Source organism: Candidatus Cardinium hertigii (genome assembly GCF_003176915.1).
Lineage (GTDB): Bacteria > Bacteroidota > Bacteroidia > Cytophagales > Amoebophilaceae > Cardinium > Cardinium hertigii_A.
This window is the reverse complement of the sequence record NZ_CP029619.1, coordinates 892107-912029: the sequence shown is the minus strand read 5'-3', so window position 1 is coordinate 912029 and position 19923 is coordinate 892107. Positions and strand designations below refer to the sequence as shown.

The window sequence follows — 19923 nt, the reverse complement described above, 5'->3', positions numbered from 1 at the left end:
AGCTGTCTAAAAAGTTTCATCCAAGGTAAAACGTGTCTTCCCCTTATCGCCAGAGATACTGTCCATAACCCCTGACTTTTGGTATTCTCCTACTCTTTTTTCAAAAAAATTGGTTTTCCCTTGTAAGGCAATCATTTCCATAAAATCAAAGGGATTGGTTACATTGTAAAATTTGTTACAGCCTAACTCCAATAAAAGCCTATCCGCTACAAATTGGATGTATTGAATCATCAATGCCGCATTCATACCAATGAGCTTAACCGGTAAGGCATCCGATACAAATTCACTCTCAATAGCCACTGCATCGGTTATAATCTGTACAACTTGCTCTGGGGGAAGTTTATGCTTAATATGTCGATTATAGAGCAAGCAAGCAAAATCACAGTGCAACCCTTCATCTCTGGAAATAAGCTCATTTGAGAAAGTTAACCCTGGCATCAATCCTCTTTTTTTAAGCCAGAAGATGGCACAAAAACTACCAGAAAAGAAAATACCTTCTACCGCTGCAAAGGCAATAAGGCGCTCTACAAAACTCCCTTGGCTAATCCAACGCAACGCCCAATCTGCCTTTTTTCCTACCCATTCAATCGTATCTATGGCATTAAATAGCCAATGGCGTTCCTTAGGATCTTTAACATACGTATCAATTAGTAGAGAATAGGTCTCCGAATGAATATTCTCAATAGCAATCTGAAACCCATAAAAAAACTTAGCTTCTGTATATTGCACTTCATCCGCAAAATTTTGTACTAGATTTTCATTTACAATGCCATCACTAGCCGCAAAAAAAGCCAATACATGCGTAATGAAATGCTTTTCATCTGATGTTAAATTTTCCCAATCTTTTATATCCTGGCTCAAATCTATTTCTTCTACCGTCCAGAAACTGGCCTCTGCTTGTTTATAAAAACTCCATATATCCTGATGCTCAATAGGAAACAAAACAAATCTGTTTTTATTTTCCTGTAGGAGTGGTTCATCTACTCCAGTATAAACTTTGGTATTCATCTACTTTTACAGTAAGGGTACAATTAATAATTAACTACACTAATAGGGTTAAAATGGTATACGCAACGCAACTCAACGCGATAAACAAGATAAGCTGCCAACTGCAGCAGTAAACTTAGTTAAATGTAACTAAAGGTTCAACTTTCTAATACGTATAGACTGCTTTAAACCATGCCTTTAGAAGTCGAACGGGCCATAACAACATGCATCACTGCCTACCTCAGCAAAACCTATTGGTAAGCCTAAATCATTTTTAATTGTGGCTGTGTATGATTTTATGCAATGGATAATAGGTTTTATGTACACAGGCTTTTCATTGAGGCATACAGCCATTATGGTATGGCCTTTCCGCGCATCAAATGACTCCTTGTCTAGTTATGGTAAAAATAAACAAAGTAAATTAAAAAATAGTTAACGACTTGCATAGGGAAGCGGTTTTGCCCCTTTCCTACCTAGTATAGGCAGCATAACCCATAATGCAAGGATGGACTTGCACACTTGAAAAGAATAGTAATTCATCAAAAATATCTTTATCTTCTGTTAGGTAGTCTTCAAAACACAGCTTTAAAACCATTTCCTACTATGGATTTTGACTATATGTATTTTTATTTTTATTCCTTTGCTTTTGTTGTTGTTTTTTTCTTGTTTATACATTTCTTTCCCATTGGCTTATGGGTTACTGCCCGCTTTTCTGGTGTAGAGGTAGGTCTATTTGAGCTGGTTTCCATGCGTATTAGGAAAGTTCCTCCTAGGATTATTGTAGAGGGTTTAATTATAGCCACCAAAGCAGGGTTGCGATTGACCACTACGGAAATCGAGACGCACTATTTAGCAGGGGGACATGTACCTTCTGTTATCAAGGCGTTGATTTCAGCGGATAAGGCCAATATTAGTCTTTCTTTTAAGGAGGCTACCGCCATTGATCTAGCTGGTAGAGATGTGTTTGAGGCTGTACAGATTTCTGTTAATCCCAAAGTAATTGACACGCCTTCTGTAGCTGCTGTAGCCATGGATGGCATTGAGCTTATTGCCAAAGCAAGGGTTACGGTTAGGGCTAACATCCACAAACTGGTAGGTGGTGCGGGAGAAGAGACGATCTTAGCACGCGTAGGTGAAGGGATTGTAACCAGCATTGGTTCTGCTGCGAGCCACAAAGAAGTTTTAGCTAATCCTGATAGCATTTCTAATTTAGTCGTGGAAAGAGGTTTGGATGAGGGGACTGCTTTTCAAATACTCTCCATTGACATTGCAGATATTGATGTAGGGGAAAACATTGGTGCTAAGTTACAAATTGATCAGGCTAATGCTGATTTACGTGTAGCTGAGGCCAAGGCAGAGGAAAGAAGGGCGATGGCGGTAGCGCTAGAGCAAGAAATGAAAGCGCAATCAGAACAAGCAAGAGCTAAGGTTACCTTAGCTGAAGCAGAGGTCCCCAAAGCATTAGCCGCCGCGTTAAGGAATGGCAACCTAGGCATTATGGATTACTACCGTATGCAAAATATCAAAGCAGATACCCATATGCGTACCGCTGTAGCAACAGATAAACCACTCCCTACAGAATAAATTACGTCATAGCCAAAACGAAAAGGGGGTTTCTTTACAAGACGTTTTGTACAATGTTGTGCGCTTACACATAGCACATTGCCCTGCTGTACAAGCTGCTGCAGGAGGCAAGGGGTAAATTGAATGTTTAAGCCAAAGTATTTTTGGAATTTTTGATTTTTTTATAAACTTGATATACGCTCATTCCTACACCAACGCCTAACAATGCACCACATATTACATCTAACGGGTAATGCATACCGCCATATATACGTCCATAAGCAATCAAAGAGGCCCAAATAAAAAAGAGATAACTATATTTATAAACCTTCTTAAATAATTTCCAGAAAAGCATAGCAAAGGCAAATGTATTGCTTGCATGTGCAGAAGGGAAACCATATATACCGGTGTGTACCCCTACCAAATGAACACAAGCTATATCCGCTGCATAACATGGCCGCAACCTGCCTAAAAGGGGTCGCATGAAACCAGCCGCACATTGATCGGATAGGATAAGCATCCCTATAAAAAGTAACACTCCCCCTAACCCCATTTGCTTCTTAAGAAAGAAAAATAAATAAATATAAAGCGGTAACCAGCATAAGGTATGCGTTATACATTTAAAAAAAAGATCTAATAGGGGATGGTTCGATTGGTTGAGTAGGATAAATAAAGTTTGATCCCATTGTTTTATGCAGACCAACATGGCTTCCATTTTATAGTATAATACAAATACGTACTTAAATTAGGATGCAAAATCCATGCTATTAATTTAAATTAAAATAGCTTCATAGTAAATCTATTTTAAAATGATATGCTTAACATAACGTATTGGCTTAATTACGTGTAAAGCATAAAATTTACACACTTTCAACTACATAATTCAATAAGACTATTATTCATATATTACTATCAATCTCAATCTTAAGAATTAATAAAACCATAAAACGATAGCTGAACCAGTGGAGCAGGTTAAAGCTATGCCATAACCGCTTGCATTTCAAAAAACCAGCGGTATAATTGGGTAATGGTTGTCCTTTTCTATTATTCTCTTGTTCATGGGTAGTTCTCCCCGTAAAAAAAAGGAGCGCAAGCAAATGGACATTAGGAAGTTTTTGCAGCTTCTTTGGTATAAAACAGCATATAAGCATTTTGTGACGCTTTAATAGCAGCTGTATTTTTTGCTTCGCTGACTTGTGCATCATTGGCATGATACCATTTCTCTCCACGCTTTACATAAGCAATATAATGTCCAGAATTTGGATTAGTACCACCATGACCAATAAACCCACTTAGGTTATAAGTAATGTTCGGACCATCTAAGCCGTTTAGAGTAATACATTCTGTTCCTTGCATAGCTGAATTAATTCTAAAATTACTATTACTATTACTTTCACTAATCCTATTTGTATCATGCCCACTGCGGTCCAAGCGAATACATAATTGATCCGATTGCGCTATTTTCTTTGCGCTATACTCATCACATAACAGCTTAGATAAACCAACATTTAGGTCGACGGGCTTCATAACGCCAGGGTCATCTTGACACTTCTGATCAAACAAGATGAGGGGAACCTGAGCTATGAGGCCGCTTTGAAAAAATAAGAAATCTTCAGTAAGATTTTGAAAAAATTCATAGCAGTCTTCTTGCTCGTTTGACTTCAACAATAACTTATTGAATTTATTTGATTGATTATAAAGCTCTTTTTTAAACGAACGCATATATTCCGCTGTCAACGGCTCACACTTATTAATCCTATTTATTAGATCCCTTAAAGGGTCTTTGTTTACTGCATCTGCATACAATGCCGCTACAACTTGCAACACCGCATTCATGTAACAAGTATTGCCCACATTGGGGAGCCCCGCAAAGGGTTGAGTTATACAAGAAACTCTTTGATTTACTGGAGTGGGGGCAGCTGAAGGAACTTTTTGGCTTACTGGAGTGGGGGCAGCTGAAGGAACTTTTTGGCTTACTGGAGTGGGGGCAGCTGGAGGAACCTTTTCTTTCAGCTGTTTAAGAAAGAGCTTCCGACATGGCGATCTTTTACCACATCTACATCCTATCATATGGAAACACAACGAGAACAATACCATACAAACCGTTGGGTAATGTTTATTAATTGACATAGTTGTATAACCAAAAAGTAAACCGAATTATAGAACATCTGCTAGTTTAGGTAATAATTTCCTTATCTAAAAATGCTACGTTGATGCAAGTTAAGGGAGGAAAGCATCAACTTGGAAATCATTGGCCTGATACTATTTCTTTTTACGTTTTACATAAGCGGAATAATGTCCACAGTTATTTCCATCAAAACAACAAATAAATCCGTTTACTTTATAAACAATGGCAGCATTATTTGGGTCGCGCATGTAAAATTAGTGCACAGGGAAACCCTATAGTGGCATATTTATACTAACAATCAAGTGTATTTCCTATATACCTACCAATCATCATAGAAACGCTTACTCTGATCTCCCAACGTAGCAAAAGTCCTCTTTCTCGGTAGTTTTAAATTTTTTAATGCATCTGCCTTAAATCCTAAAGAAAACGCATATTTATACTTTTTAGCGCCTGATTCCCTCAAAGGCTCTATTTCATATTTCAGTATAAAACAATGCAAATCACGTTGAATAGATAGTTTTGTTGAAGATAATTTCCATTGCTTCTTCACAAAATCATAGGCAGTGTTTGCACTCAATAACCACTTCGTTAATTTTATATTGCCATCCAGATTTATATATCTATCCTTTGTAATGGATTCATTCTTTGATACATAGCTCTTATGTTTTTTATAACCCCAACAAAACGTCCCTCCTAAGTGCCATAAAGGTTCTTTATCAAAATCAATTTTATTTTCCTCCTCCGCTACATCCACAATATTACGCAACAGCTTCCTTTCTGCTTCTCGCTTGCGCTCACTAGAACGATCTTTGGGATCAAAATTCATTTTAATTCTAAAGGTAGACTCACGCAACTGCCCAATACATTTGCCTTTTTCCCATGCTAATTCATTGCTTTTTTTCTCCTTATACTGCCACCCAAAAGGAGTATCCTCTTTCTCGCTATCATCCTTATCTTTAGGCAAAGGTAAATAAGGATCAAAACGGTTATCAAACTCAAACGATGCACGCAACATGCGTCCAATGGGGATTTCCCCACTAGCTATATCGAGCGTAATGTCCTCTAAACGATGCTTGGGTTTATGCCAATCAAATTCCGTTCCAAAATCCACCTTCTCTAGTAACTTAATACGCTTGGTATTTTCTTTTTTTATATTTGGGTCTGCTGTTGTTTTTATTTTAAAATCTACCCTATTTCTTAATTTACAGCGAAGTTTAGCAACAGCCCTATCCTCTATATGTATATCAGGGGAAGGACCACATCCTTCAAATACATACATTGGTTCTGATTTCCCGTCTACTTTTTTAAAATAATCATGGTTTTGAGGTATATCTGGGGAATATATAAATGAAAATTCTGGTACTGTAACAATGCGAAATTTATTCTGAAAATAATTTTGGTAAAGATTCACATCCACCTTACATCCAAAATGACACGTATACACTCTATGCCATCCAGGATGGTCCAGGCTGTTTCGGGCATCTATATGCGCCAACTTTTTCCCATACCATGCTTCCTCCCAGGTAACATCAGGCTCAACATTGAAATGATTGAATAATTTGCACATGGTTTTAAGCTTTATCCTATGATTAGCTCCATACGTTCTATAAAATGAGGAAGAGGGCGCTATTGTGGAAGGAAATGTTTCACTGCCGATATGGCCCTCATTTCTCAAGTTTTGTAAACTATTTATAAAATTAAAATTATAATCCAAACGTATTTGGTTGCACCAAACTGGCAACCCAAAGCTCTCTTTAATAGGCCGCCAGGAAGTAGCTAACGATAGCTCAGGGAGGTTCCATTTTTTATACCGAGATTCCTTTCCACTTTTAGAAAAGAGATCAATATAGTGATGATCTTTTTCTTTATACCTTAATGGAATGGTTAAATCAAAAGGCCCTATTTTATTTCTATACCGTATATTACCGACTGATTCATTGTTAGATTTATGTTTTTTTTCCTCTGAGGAACTTGTATGATAACCCTTACTAGTATAATCAATATCTATATTGATACTTTGCTTGTTATAGGCATTTGCAACGGTCTTATGTTTCCATTTGAAAGAACGCTTGCTCGTATTACTCTCTTCCGCCGCATGCTGTTGGGTATAATTTATGTCTCCCTCAAATTGATACCTTCGCTTATAACGAAATTCTGGATTAAAGGATCTAAACCCATTTTCATAAATACTTCCTATAATTTTAAAATCTGCATAATCACCTAAAGATACATAATATCCCACTTCCTTAATTCCAAAACCATTGTCATTTTCCACTAGCATTTCCCCTGGAATAATACCATGTTTGCGCTTCCCTGGCAAGAATAAAATACCAAAAAATAAACCTAACGGCGTAGGAACATCATCAAAGTAAAATTGAAAAGGTCCAGAAGTTATCTGCTGATCCTGTATCATTTTAGCTTTCTTAGCACGGATATAAAAATGAGGGTGCGCCAATAAGCAAGTAGTATACCGCATATCCTCTGTATAAAAAGTGGTTTCATTTTCCTTTTTAACTTGTTCACTTTTTACAATGGCATCTGTCTGCTTAGTAAGCAACCGATAAACCAACGCACGCTTTGTATGGATATTGTATTCAATTTTTTCCATATGAAAAACACGCGTAATAGGTTCTTTTTTCTTTCCATATTTATCTTCGGTTACATCCTTATAGGTAAAAATAGGATTCCCTACCAGTTGGTTATGCTGGTCTTTCTTGCCTTCTGCAGTAAGAATATGTGTAGTCAAATGCAATGCAATCCTATCTGCCTCTAGCTTCATATCCTTATAGTCTAACACCCCTTTGCCATACAAAGACAAAACATTATGTTTCGAATCAAAAACAATTGACTCTGCAGAGGTATATTGCACTACGGCCACCGTATCATCTTTCTTAATAGGCTCAGGCCGAATACAATCTAGCAAAACCGAAGATTCTCTAGAGAATGCTTCAAAAGGGGTATACGATTGACTCCCTTGTTTAGGAGGATACAACCAGTTATTACTTCCCCCCATAGAAGGATTTCCCCTATAGTCACGCATAGTATAGCGGTTTGTATCAGCGGCTTGTGCTCCAATAGTTATACCACTAAACCAGTACGATAGTAAAATAATGACAGCTGAGCAATAAAATCTCGTCACACAAATAAATTTTATTTTTCTCTATGTTATTTTTATGGTTGCTTTGAAGCTAGTGCGGAAGCTTTAGAAAACTTATTACTTAAATCTGTCAAAAGCGGTGCTGCCATACAGATAGAAGAATAAGTACCAAACAATACACCTAACAATAAAGCAAAAGAAAAACCACGCAATGCTTCCCCTCCAAAAAAGAAAAGCATTGCAACAGTTAATAAAGTTGTAAAAGAAGTAATAACCGTTCTACTTAACGTTTCACCAATGGCCTGATTTATGATAGATGCCTCTACAATAGTTGTGTTTCCTTTACTCTTTATCTTCTCTCTAATGCGATCAAAAATTACCACTGTATCATTAATAGAGTAACCAATAATGGTAAGCATAGCAGCCAAAAAAACTTCATTTACTTCATAACTAAAGCCCAGAGCGCGCGCCATACAAAACCCGGCTACAACAGCCAAGGCATCATGTATAAGCGCCACTATAGCTGCCACCCCATAGCTCCATTTTCTAAAACGCAGTGCGGTATAAATAAAAATAGCAAACAGTGCAAAAATTATTGCTTTTTTAGCACTTTTTTGTATATCCTGCGCTACGGTAGCTGTTACTTTACTACTGCTAACTATACAAAAATTAGCATGGCTAGCGGGTTCCTCACCTTTCTCTTTAGCGTATTGTTGTAACGCCGTCTCTAACTTATCCTTTACTGTTTCATCAGCAGCAAGGCTATCATCATGGCTTAAATAGCTAGTTGTAATCTGCATCACATGGTTTGCACCATAGGTACGTACCTCAACGCCTTTTGCAAATTCAGTAGCTAATCTGTCTCGCAACGAGGAAGCTTCTACAGCGCTATCAAAACGCACTACATAAGCGCGTCCCCCAGCAAAATCCACCCCAACTGCCAACCCTTTACAATAGTAAAAACAAAAACCCCCTAAGGTTATAAACAATAAGGAAAAAATATACAAACGATAGCGGATGGCAATAAAATTTATTTTCATCCGTTTAAAAAGCATTGCTACATTGCCGTAAGCAAAAGTGATAGAGGGGGCAGGGTAACGCTCCATATAGAACGAAAAAAACAATTGTGTAATAAAAATAGAAGAAAAAAGCGAGCTAACAATGCCAATCATCAAAATGATAGCAAAACCACGAACTTGACCTTGACCAAGGCAATACAATATCACGCCCACTAAAAAGGTGGTAATATTAGAATCAATAATAGAGCTAGCAGACTTTGCATACCCACGTCGAATGGCTTCCTTTAAAGGAACCTTATCGGCTAATTCTTCCCGAATACGTTCAAATATCAACACATTCGCATCGATAGACATACCGATGGTCAGCACAAGACCCGCAATACCCGGTAAGGTTAAGGTTGCCTCTAATTGGGCTAGCATACCTGCCATAAATAGCAAGTTGAATAGGAGCGCCATATTGGCAATCATACCAGCTTTAGCATAGTAAACCATCATAAAAAGCAGCACCAGGGCTAATCCAATGGCTGTTGTAACAAGCCCCTGATTTTGGGCTATTTTACCCAACGTTGGGCCCATAATGACTTCTTCAACAATTTTAAGCGGTGCGGGCAGAGAGCCTGCTTGTAATATATTCGCTAAATCCTTGGCATCTTCAAGAGAAAAATCTCCACTTATCTGAGAAACACCATTAGGAATCTCTTGCTGTACTACAGGTGCTGAATAAACCTGATCATCTAAAACTATCGCGATACGTTTACCTACCTGATTGGCTGTAACTTCTTTCCAGATATGTGCGCCTCTGCTATTCATATGCATCGTTACTACCGGCCTACCATTATCCAGTAAGGATTCGGCACGTGTAATAAGATCGCCTTCTAAAAGCGGTTTTTGCGCTGGAGTACGTTTAATAGGATACAGCGTAACAATTTCTTCCTTCCTATCATTTTGTATTTGTATTGCTTTCCCCCACATCCAAGTAATATGGGCAGGTAATAGGGCACGTACTTCTGCTCTAGCCAATAGAGATTTGATATGATCTACCTCTTGGGCCGCATAACTTATGGTATAAGGGAAGTGGGCACGCGCACACCGCTGGAAAAGAGATTGGGTAGGCATATGCTTGTTTTTTTCTTCCTCAGGGATCCCCTGCGGTAATGTTTTTAAGATGGCCGCTTTTTCTTCCGCAAGCAAAAACTTATTCACAGACTCTACATACGCTATATACTCATCTGGTTCTGCTACTTCCCAGAAATGTAATTGGGCTATGCCTTGTAGTAATTTCCTAACCCGTTGTGCATCGGTAATACCTGGTAACTCAATCTGGATTCTTCCCGTTATAGGCAAACGCTGAACAGTAGGCTGGGATGCCCCAAAACGGTCTAACCTAGTACGTACAATGGTCAGGGAACGGTCTAACGCAAGACTAATTTCTTTATCAATGGTTTTTTCAATTTCTTTTTCATTTGATAATGAAGTAAATATATCGCTTAAATCTCCTTCTGGTTCTATTTTTTTATAAGCTTCTATAAAACGTTTAGCAAAGGAAGCTGTATGCTTGTTCATTCGTTCCTTATCTGCTGATTGAAGTGCTTTAAAAAAAGCAGCATCCGCATTATCGCCAGCCAATGCTTTAACAAGTTCCACGGGAGAAAGCTCCATCACCACACGCGTACCACCCTGCAAATCCAAGCCTAGCTTAAGCGAACGATCTTTTACTTCTTCATAAGTATAGTGGCTGCCTAATAAATTATAAACTGGCTTTTTCCACATTTCCATTAAATAGGCCTGCCGCTGCTCAAAATCTATCCGCCCCTCCTGATCTGTTGCTTTCTGTTCTGCTTGACGCTGTATGCGGTAGTCAATAAAAGTAAAAGAAAGATAATATAACGATAGAAAAGAAGTAACAACTGTTACAAACAATACTATTTTTTTAGCACGCATTAGATTTATATAAGGTTAAGCATAATATGAAAACAAATAAAGATACATAGCTTTCTGCTATTATACCAAATAATAGACTTTGCTTTCGAAAAGTATGCCTGTGCGCCCATACCGCAACCAACTCCCGCTAGGGACAAAAAAGACTATGCCAAAAAATGCACTCCTTCCCAGCTATGCGCTGCAAGAAAACCGATTACCGAACAATATTGATAAAAATATGTTACATATACTACCCTAGTATAAGCCCATAACGCTTACACTGTACCAACTAAAGGGTATGGTATGGTAATACAGTGCAATAAGCAAGCAACAGATAACGCGTCATCTATGTTACAATAACTGTATTTTCTATTCAATTAATTTAACAATTAAATAGTTACTGATGGATTGCTTTAAAATAATTTCCCTATTTATTGGTTATTTTGATCAAATTCTCTTAAATTAGCTGACATCAAACTTTTACTTTATTTTTATTTGCTAGTTATTTAATGGGTGGCTATTGCGGCAACAAGTACAAATAGTGCAAATCCATCGAATGAATACTATCTAATAATACCTAATTATTAATACTTTTCTATTCTCTTACCTGTTTTAGAATCTGGTTACATGATACCTAATTTTTTCAGTTAAATTTACCCAGCATGATTGTAGTATACAAGACAAAACATTACGATTATGAAACAAAAAGGAGAGAATAAGTTTATTAAATGGGCACGTTTTCTTAAGCAACAGCAAAATAAAAAGTTACTTTACTGTTTAGAGCGTGCTTCTCCTATAGAGGTAGCCAACTTTTTAGAACAGCAACCCATTGAATCTATCCTACGCATATTAGCTATGCTGCCCATTACCCGTCAAGGTGAGCTATTTGCCTTATTCAAGGATAGTGCCCTACAAATAGCCTTTTACGAACAACTTTCTAAAGGTACTTTTGCTAAGCTATTTTCTTGCATGCCTTCTGACTTACGGGTAGATTTTTATCAGCGCTTACCCAGCAAAGAACAGACGCATTTGTTACCCTATTTAAGCAGAAAGGTTCGGGAAGATGTCCTTATGCTAAATTCCTATTCTCCTGATACAGCAGGGGGTATTATGCATACAGATTTTGCCACTGTTTTGAACTTTATGAACATAGAGGAAGCATTGGCTAAAATTCGGGAAGACGCCCCCACACAAAAGATGCTTTATTATATTTATGTAGTGAACGAGCATATGAAATTAGTTGGCTTTATCCCTTTAGAGCAGCTGGTATTGTGTACCCCTCAAACAAAAATATCCTCTATTCTTGACACAAATTTTGTATATGCCACAGTAGATGAAGATCAAGAAGTAGTAGCAAGGAAAATTGAACAATATAACCTAGCGGTAATCCCCATTTTAAATCAGGAAAATCAAATAGTAGGCATTGTAAGTTACGATGATGCCATAGAAATTATCCGAGCTGAACAGGTAGAGGACATGGATAAATTCATGGGGATTGATTCAGAAGAAGATGACCCTGATTACCTAAAAATTTCAAGCGTACAACATCTTAAAAAAAGAGTTAAATGGGCGGTAGGCGTGTTTATGTCAGGGATAGTAAGCCACTATTTTACGCATACTAAGTTTTCAAGCCAAGATTTCATTCCCTATCTTTTTTATGTAGGTATGATTGCAGATACGGGTGGTAACGTAGGCAGCCAAGCGGCATCTGTCGTGCTGCAAGCACTCAATCGGGGGCAGGTAACCCTATCAGATTGGATTAAAATTATAGCAAAAGAACTAAAGGTTTCCATCTTACTTGCCTCTATTTTATTCTTCCTGGTTTATGTAAAAATATATATCATGCCAAGTGAACATAGAACGCTTCAAATGACGTTTATCATTGCCTTAAGCATTGTCTTACAGGTTATCTGCTCTACCATTATAGGTGCTTCTCTTCCACTGGCTGCCAAATATTTTAACGGAGACCCTGCAGTAGCTGCTAGTCCTGCCATTAATACCATTGTGGAATTAGTAGGCCTACTCATTTACTATGCGGCTATTATGGTTATTTCTTGGCTCTATCCGATTAATCAGGTTAACACGAGTTAAAAAAATAAAGTTATGGCCATACAAACGCTCTATTTACCTAAAATGGGTGAAAGCATCGTAGAAGCTGTGGTACTCAATTGGCTTATACAGGAGGGAGAAGCTGTTACAGAGGGGGACCCACTGCTAGAAGTTGCCACTGATAAAGTAGACGCAGAAATTCCAGCTGCTTGTTCTGGTATCATACAAAAACTATTGGTAAAAAAGGGTGCCGTGGTGGCCATTGGCAGCGCTATTGCCTTATTAGAAACAACGGATGCGCAATCTACTGGACCTGATTCTTTTACGACCTATCCTTCTCTGCTTGCTTCCCCCTCTTCCCAGCAGCTAGGCGTCACAAATGTTTTACTACCACCTACGCAGCAAGCACGCTTAACGCCGTTGGTTAAGCATATGGCTAAGGTGCATGCCATCCCAATAGAGGAACTAGAAAAATTAATCGGGCAAACAAAGGATAAACGCATTACCAAAAAGATACTTCTGGCTTACTTACCTAAACGATCTACTTGTTCAACTGCTTCTTCCCCTAGCTGTCTTTTTCATGAGGCAATAATACCTTTACCAGGAGATGAAGTTATGCCTATGGATCGCATCAGAAGACTTATTGCAGATAGAATGGTACAATCCAAGAAAGTAGCTCCTCATGTTACTTCTTTCATACGTGCAGATGTAACAGCTATGGTCAGCTGGAAGAAGCAACATCAAGCAGCTTTCCAGCAAAAATATGGCCTAAAATTAACCTATAGCCCTGTTTTTATGGCAGCTGTTGCCCGTACTTTACAAACTTTCCCTTTACTGAATGCGGTCGTTTCTGATTACAAGGTCATCCAAAGAAAACAAATTAATATAGGTTTTGCGGTGGCCTTACCAGATGGGCATTTATTCGTACCGGTAGTTAAAAAGGCAAACACGCTCGACTTTATTACCTTAGCGCAACAGATTGATACATTAATTAAAAAAGCACGGAACGGTTCCATTACAGCAGAGGAACTAACAGGTGCCAGCTATACCCTTTCTAACATAGGTAGTTTTGAGAATCTCATGGGAACACCTATCATTGTACAACCTCAAGTAGCCATTTTAGCAACTGGGGCTATTGAACGGCGCCCTGCTGTGGTCTATACAGCAGGTAAAGAAACGATAGCCATTCGTGATGAATTATTTTTATCCCATACGTATGACCACCGCATCATTGACGGAGCCATAGGAGGTGGCTTCTTACAAAGCTTAAAAAAAGAATTGCAAATACTTCCTATGCTTGAATGGTAGGCTTAACTTGTAGCGGTCAAGATTTAATCTTACAGGCAGCAAAAATGAGACAAACAAGCGGTTTATTACGATATACTGTGATTATTATGTATAAAATCTACCAAAATCGTTTGGAATAGGTAAACGTAATACCAAAAAGATTGCTTTGTTGTGATGGATTGCTTCGCAAAGGTTTCTGATAAAAATTAATGCTCGTGTTATGCATTTTAGGAATCTTATAAGAAATTTCCCAATCATTGATAAATTTAGAATGTTCCCCTAATGTACTGGATACTTTAAGCTGCTCTGAAAAGAGTAAATAGCTTATTTTAACCCTTGTTTTTTGCAGAAAATCAATCTCTCCCCATTGATCAATGGCTAAATCAGCTTCTACGCCTAACTTGCGATCTAGCACAAACGCTAAATTCTGTAACTGCTGCGTCAGTAGATCGTTCATACTAGCACGAAGCGCATCCCATCCACCTATTTTTTTCTCATCACAAATACGTTTTGTGATCAGTATACTTAAAATTTGCTTATTGCGATAGGACTTATCTAATAATACCCTTGAGGATATTTCTTTTAAATTGGTATATAAGTCTTCCGCTATTCCTTTATCGGGAAAGGAAAGCGCATAAGTAATGCGTGGATTTGTGAGAGATCCATAAGTACAAAGGGAAATATCTACTGGAATAGGACATTTACTGTTTCCTATAGAAGCCAATTGCGTATAGGATGCTTGAATGTCTGCTATGCTTTCTTGTACGTAACCATTAAAATGTATTTGACTACTAGGCAAAATAGTAAATGTCTTTGGGATTAAATCATAAACGGAAATAGCACAGCTTCCGCTTTGAAAACGATAATTACCAAGCATATGGAGTTTTTGATGGGTACCTACTTCTAATTGTATTTTGCCTTCCCCTCTACCCTGTAACAAATCATAATTATTGTAGGGATGCAATTGTAGCTTAACTTGCACAGAAGGCAGTAGTGTTACATTCAATAGCAATTGAATGGGGATCTGTTGTCCCTGCTCTTTCGGCTGTAGCAACCGAGTATCTAGGTTCTTACCTCCTTGGTTATCAATAAAACGTACCAATTGTGTATGCGCACCCATATTGTTCTGCTCATTGGCAACAACTGCAAATGTACCTTTATTAGCTGTTGCCTGTATGGTAAATAGCAAGTTTCTTACATTTCCTGCTATGGTTATACTACCTGTAGCATATAGCGTACCATAAAAATTCGTACCATAGGTTTGTTTGGTATCGAGCAGGTGAAGGTCATATACTTTCCCAGAGAGGCGCAAAGGGAACTCTTTTTGTAAAGCAATTTGTCCAGAAAAAGTTGCATGCCCTGTTTGGAAATCATGCAACCACAGCCGATCAATGTATAATACATTATCTTGAAATTGAATAGGGCCTGCTACTTTATAAATGGTATTTAGATAATCAACTTTTAGCTGTCCATGTTCTATTTGCCCTCTGCCCTGTAAGATAGGGGCAGCTAGGGTACCTACTAACTGAAAGTTACCACTTAATTTCCCACTTACTTCTGAAAAAACAGGTACAACCAAAGGATTAAGCCACTTAAGATCCATTTGCTGCAAGGCAATCATACATTGTAAGCTATGCTCTTTTTGGAATGGCTTGTACAGACCGCTGATTTGTAATACAGATTGAGTTGAGTCCTGCAGTACACCTTCCAACTTTACATGTTTATTTATTGTATTCCAATCTATACTACCCTTACAATCACCTATTGAATGTGATGCAATAGTGCATGCTTTTAACTGGAAGGTAGCATTCGAAACCAAATGTCCTGCCTGCCAACGGGCTACTAGATGCGCATCCATCACAGCCTTGAAGTTGCCATCTACCGCTTTCAAAAAAGTATCTACCGCAACATTGTGTATCGTACAGCGTAAAGGGCAGCTTTCCCCTTCTCTAAGCTGTCCATCTATATAGATGGCTTCCGATCCGTTTATGAGGGATAGCTGCTTAATAGAGATACCTTCTTTCGTCCATAGGATAGGTTGCGCCATATGTAAGCGCCACATCTTATCTTTAATGATACATTTACTGCTAGGTAATAGTTGAAAAACTATAGATGTTTCTCCAAGATTACCAGCAGCTTCCACGGAAAGTTTACTTCCATATTTTAGTAAGGATAGCTTATTAGAAAAAGTAATTTTATCTTTATCTATTAATAGCTGAAGCGTCAACTGATCGGTTTGAAACTTTTTATACCAATTTTGCGCTTCTGAAGCAATAGCCAATTGGAGAAAACGCTTCTTAGGATCCATAAGATGGCGCATATTCAACGCTATCTTTGCTTTCTCTACACGAAATTGATTGAAGCATAAAGTTTCTACCTTAGGCAAATAGAAGGCAAACTGATAGCTGCTATCATAACTAAAATGCCCCCTAAAAAAGGTATCCTTAGAAAGGTAAAAATCGGGTAAGAACCCATTTAAGAAAGGCGTGATAGCTTTACAATGCAAGCTATACTGTATAGCTATTTTTTCAGGTAGTACCAATTGATTCCCTCTCAACCGCTCTATAAGGTAGCGTAGGTGATAACTCAAAGCAGGAAGGGTAAAGTGCCCCTGCAAACGCATATCCAACAAAGGGGAAAATAGGGTAAATAGCGCGTTTTTTTCTTTTTGCGTTAACCGAATGGCTATGTGTTGGCTTTTTACTTGTTTTGTCGCATTCTGCAGCACAAATTGGTTCAAATCGAGTCTTCCTTGGGGGTATCCTCCAACTATATTATGCAGTTGAAGGGAAAATTTTGTGCTCACTGTCAAGGGAAGAGGGGTAATCCCCAACTTATCCAGACAGCATGCAATAGTGGTACCTTCTACCTGCAAATCTGCTAAGGAGGAAAAACGGTAACGACCCGCTATCGCTAATAGGGCATTGCGATCTTTACTATTCAGCTTAAAATTGATTCCTACAGGGGAAAAGCTACAAGTAGCTGCTATATCTTTATAGGTATAAGCAGCTATTTGCATAGCTGCTACCGCTACTGCCGCATCTATATAGGTATGCCCGCTCCCAATCCCGCTGCCTGTTACAGAAGCTTCCGCTGAAAGCATGGTAATGGGCAACTTAGGAAAGAGTAAAGAAACATTGAGCTGCTCTACCATCACTTTACCTTGATAGGTTAGCGATTGCTTCCCTAAATTTTGTAAGGTAGCATTTGCTTGCACAGAACCAATAGGGGTAGAAACATGCCCTGTTAGTTGCAATTGTTGCCTATTGCCTACAAGCCTACATCTCCCATTCCACTTGTTCGAAGGCCATGCGTCCTGAAAAGGCCATGTTCCTTTAAAGCAATTTGAAATTTTACTTAACTCTACTGGTGCAAGGGTTGCGTCATGCAATAGAATTTCTAGCGTCATTGGCTCTTTACTAGCCTTCCAAAGTGCTGATTGATGGGTACATTGGTATTTAAAATCACCCCATATATGGCTATGCATTGTATGTAATTTACAATCGGTCAGTATAATGCGATCCTCAGCCATAGCAAAGTGCGTTGTACAATTTTTTATTATACAAGGGAAGAGATTGGTTGCCTCATAGGATAGGGTAAGGGTACCAGAATAGACATTGGAAACAGATAAGAAATGGTCAATAGCCAACTGCAAATGGGTCACCTCAAATGTTTGTTGCTTTACTGGGTGTTTATAGGACAGTTGGCAGTCATTAAGCTGTATTTGCTTTATGCTCCAATCCGCTGTTTTTTCTGGAAGAAAAGGGAAAATAACTTTGGTATACAATGTTTTTATATTCCATTCTTGCTGTGCATGCTCTTCTACATAAATCCGTACACCTGCCATAGAAATGGAATCAACAACAGCCGGACTATGCAACAGAAAGCGTAATACATTGCACTTCCCTTGAAAACTATCCATTTCTATGAGGGGCTTATTTTCTGGATCTCTAACTGTTATACCCTCTAAGGTAACATACTGTAACCAAGTAAATCGGAATTTAGCACACTGTATCCGATAACTGGTTTTTGTCTGTAGATACGCTAGGGTATTTCGAAGTAAAACTTGTTGTACAGCAGGTAAAGATAGAAGTACCCCTCCCACCAACAGCAACATCGCCAGGCTACCCAACAGAAAACGAATTAATTTAAAGCAGTATCTTATAACAAATTCCATATATTTTTTACGCTGGTAGCGTATTATAAATCATGCTCACTAGTCTTTAAAGTAAACAACTATAGTACTATCAAAAGGATAGTAGGGTACGCTTTGATAACCATCACGCCATTTATAAATATACTTTCACTTCCTATATTTATTGCTATACAAAGGCTATAGTCGGTAGCAGCTATCTGGATTACATAAAATTGTTATTGTTCCATCATTAAACGCACACCATATGGCCCAAGTCATGCCCTAAACCTTGTTTACGGTATTGAGGACTTACCCACAATTGATCAGTATAAATCGCACCATATACTAAAAATCCATTTACACCTGCCTTAATTTGCTTATCTTTGCTCTTTATAAAAAAGGAAAAAGGGCGCAAAAATGGAATTCTTTCTACTGATTGACTGAGCTGATTAATTAAGTAATTAATTGCCTCATGCTTGGGATTAGATGTGTATTCGATTTCCATTACAGTAACTATTGTATAAATACATACTTCTGATTCTTTCCTTTTCTTGCTGCCTTTGTTGGTAGGTTTTATCAGAAGCTACCCATCCGGTTCCTGCTGGTTGCGGCAATAGGTAATGGGCAGCTAACATGGCTAAACCATTGATACCAGTTATAGGTTCAATCCACCGATTCCAAGCTAGAATAGTGCCTATACCAGTAACCATCCCGATTAACGCTGTACGGGAACTTCCGCGAAAACCATACACAGCCAAGAGAAAAGGAGCGGTTACAATCGGCACAAAAAAATCAATTACTAAACACAATAATTCTAATAAGTTATTATGCTTAAAGGCCAAGAACATAGCAGTTAAACCTACTATAACAGTAGTACATCTGGCCAAGAACAAGGAAGCTATAACAGGCATCCTTCTTATATTTTGTAAGCTTGCATATATATCGTGACTGACTATAACGGAACAAGCATTCAAATCAGAATCAGTAGTTAACATAGTCATAGCCAATAAGCTAATGGCAAGGAATCTTTTAAAGAAGGGGGGAATATGCTGCGTGATATAGGTCCAGATTTCCGTGCTGGGCAAAGTAGGGGCAGCTATAAAAGCAGCTATGCTAATTAAAATAATACAAATTGTTATAATTAAACTAAAAATGCTGACATAACGGCAAACCCGTTGTGCCTGCAGCACATCTGAAGCCATGTAAATACGTTGTATATTAGAGTGTTCCATATATACTACTAAAAGCTGATAGAGCCATGGAAATAGTAGAGATTAGGCTGGTATTACAATGGAATAAACTGCTTAATTGAAATTGTGTTTGACTCTGTAAAAAAGGAATGGTATCGGCAAAGGGATTGTCTATTTTTTGGATCATGAGGATCGATAAAAAAGGAATGATCAATGTAAAAGTTATAAATTGTAATACATCCGTAAAGGTAACGGAACGAATCCTTCCAAAAGAAGAATAGAAGATTTAAACAGAGGTAGTGAATACCGTTTATTGTATAGCTTGAGGTGCACATGATGGCATGCACATTGCAATTGCTTTAGAGATTACGGTAATTTGAATGGATATCCCAGCAATAGAATTACAGATATTAGATAAAGCCGCAACCATTCTAGGATAGGGGTCCCATACACACTACCTATGTTTTTCGGGCATGGAAAGATGCTGCATAAAGCCCCCCATGCGCAATACCAAACGGCTAAGCAATAAAAAGGTAAAACTGGTGGAT

13 protein-coding genes are annotated in these 19923 nt (G+C 38.2%); 4 read left to right on the top strand and 9 right to left on the bottom strand.

Translation table 11 applies throughout. The annotated features are described in order from the left end of the window. Positions 1-6: 6 nt before the first annotated feature. A complete protein-coding gene (locus tag DK880_RS03730) occupies positions 7-1008 on the bottom strand; it encodes a ribonucleoside-diphosphate reductase small subunit (RefSeq protein ID WP_109997466.1) in 1002 nt (333 codons plus the stop codon). A 597-nt stretch (positions 1009-1605) separates the two neighbouring features. On the opposite strand from DK880_RS03730, the gene floA reads away from it, so the two are divergent. Beyond that, entirely contained in the window at positions 1606-2571 is a 966-nt protein-coding gene (gene floA, locus DK880_RS03725) for a flotillin-like protein FloA (RefSeq protein ID WP_109997713.1), read from the top strand. Positions 2572-2698: 127 nt separating this feature from the next. On the opposite strand, the gene DK880_RS03720 is transcribed toward floA, so the two are convergent. The 5 genes from DK880_RS03720 to secDF form a co-directional block, all read right to left on the bottom strand. Next, complete coding sequence (locus DK880_RS03720; RefSeq protein WP_162534182.1) at positions 2699-3256, bottom strand: phosphatase PAP2 family protein; 558 nt, start codon at positions 3254-3256, stop codon at positions 2699-2701. A 193-nt stretch (positions 3257-3449) separates the two neighbouring features. Next, a complete protein-coding gene (locus DK880_RS03715; RefSeq protein ID WP_162534181.1) occupies positions 3450-3647 on the bottom strand; it encodes a hypothetical protein in 198 nt (65 codons plus the stop codon). Positions 3648-3654: 7 nt separating this feature from the next. Next, positions 3655-4680, bottom strand: a complete 1026-nt coding sequence (locus DK880_RS03710) for a hypothetical protein (protein ID WP_109997463.1) — start codon at positions 4678-4680, stop codon at positions 3655-3657. Between the two features lie 317 nt (positions 4681-4997). Further along, a complete protein-coding gene (locus DK880_RS03705) occupies positions 4998-7817 on the bottom strand; it encodes a putative LPS assembly protein LptD (RefSeq protein WP_162534180.1) in 2820 nt (939 codons plus the stop codon). Between the two features lie 32 nt (positions 7818-7849). Continuing rightward, positions 7850-10735: a protein translocase subunit SecDF gene (secDF, locus tag DK880_RS03700; RefSeq protein WP_109997461.1), complete on the bottom strand. Its 2886-nt coding sequence runs from the start codon at positions 10733-10735 to the stop codon at positions 7850-7852. A gap of 675 nt (positions 10736-11410) precedes the next feature. Between secDF and mgtE the strand changes: the two genes are divergently transcribed. Further along, positions 11411-12805, top strand: coding sequence for a magnesium transporter (mgtE, locus tag DK880_RS03695; RefSeq protein WP_109997460.1), 1395 nt, complete (start codon positions 11411-11413; stop codon positions 12803-12805). A gap of 12 nt (positions 12806-12817) precedes the next feature. Continuing rightward, entirely contained in the window at positions 12818-14071 is a 1254-nt protein-coding gene (locus tag DK880_RS03690; protein ID WP_109997459.1) for a dihydrolipoamide acetyltransferase family protein, read from the top strand. A gap of 97 nt (positions 14072-14168) precedes the next feature. Here DK880_RS03690 and DK880_RS03685 read toward each other — a convergent pair whose 3' ends face one another. The 3 genes from DK880_RS03685 to DK880_RS03675 all read right to left on the bottom strand — a co-directional run bounded on the left by DK880_RS03685 (position 14169) and on the right by DK880_RS03675 (position 19417). After that, on the bottom strand, positions 14169-18227 hold the full coding sequence (locus DK880_RS03685) for a translocation/assembly module TamB domain-containing protein (protein WP_109997458.1): 4059 nt from the start codon (positions 18225-18227) through the stop codon (positions 14169-14171). A gap of 208 nt (positions 18228-18435) precedes the next feature. Further along, positions 18436-18690: a GNAT family N-acetyltransferase gene (locus DK880_RS03680; RefSeq protein ID WP_109997457.1), complete on the bottom strand. Its 255-nt coding sequence runs from the start codon at positions 18688-18690 to the stop codon at positions 18436-18438. After that, positions 18668-19417, bottom strand: a complete 750-nt coding sequence (locus DK880_RS03675) for a sodium:solute symporter family transporter (protein WP_109997456.1) — start codon at positions 19415-19417, stop codon at positions 18668-18670. The genes DK880_RS03680 and DK880_RS03675 overlap by 23 nt, the downstream gene beginning before the upstream one ends. A 107-nt stretch (positions 19418-19524) precedes the next feature. On the opposite strand from DK880_RS03675, the gene DK880_RS05605 reads away from it, so the two are divergent. Continuing rightward, entirely contained in the window at positions 19525-19656 is a 132-nt protein-coding gene (locus DK880_RS05605) for a hypothetical protein (RefSeq protein ID WP_262494591.1), read from the top strand. Positions 19657-19923 lie beyond the last annotated feature (267 nt).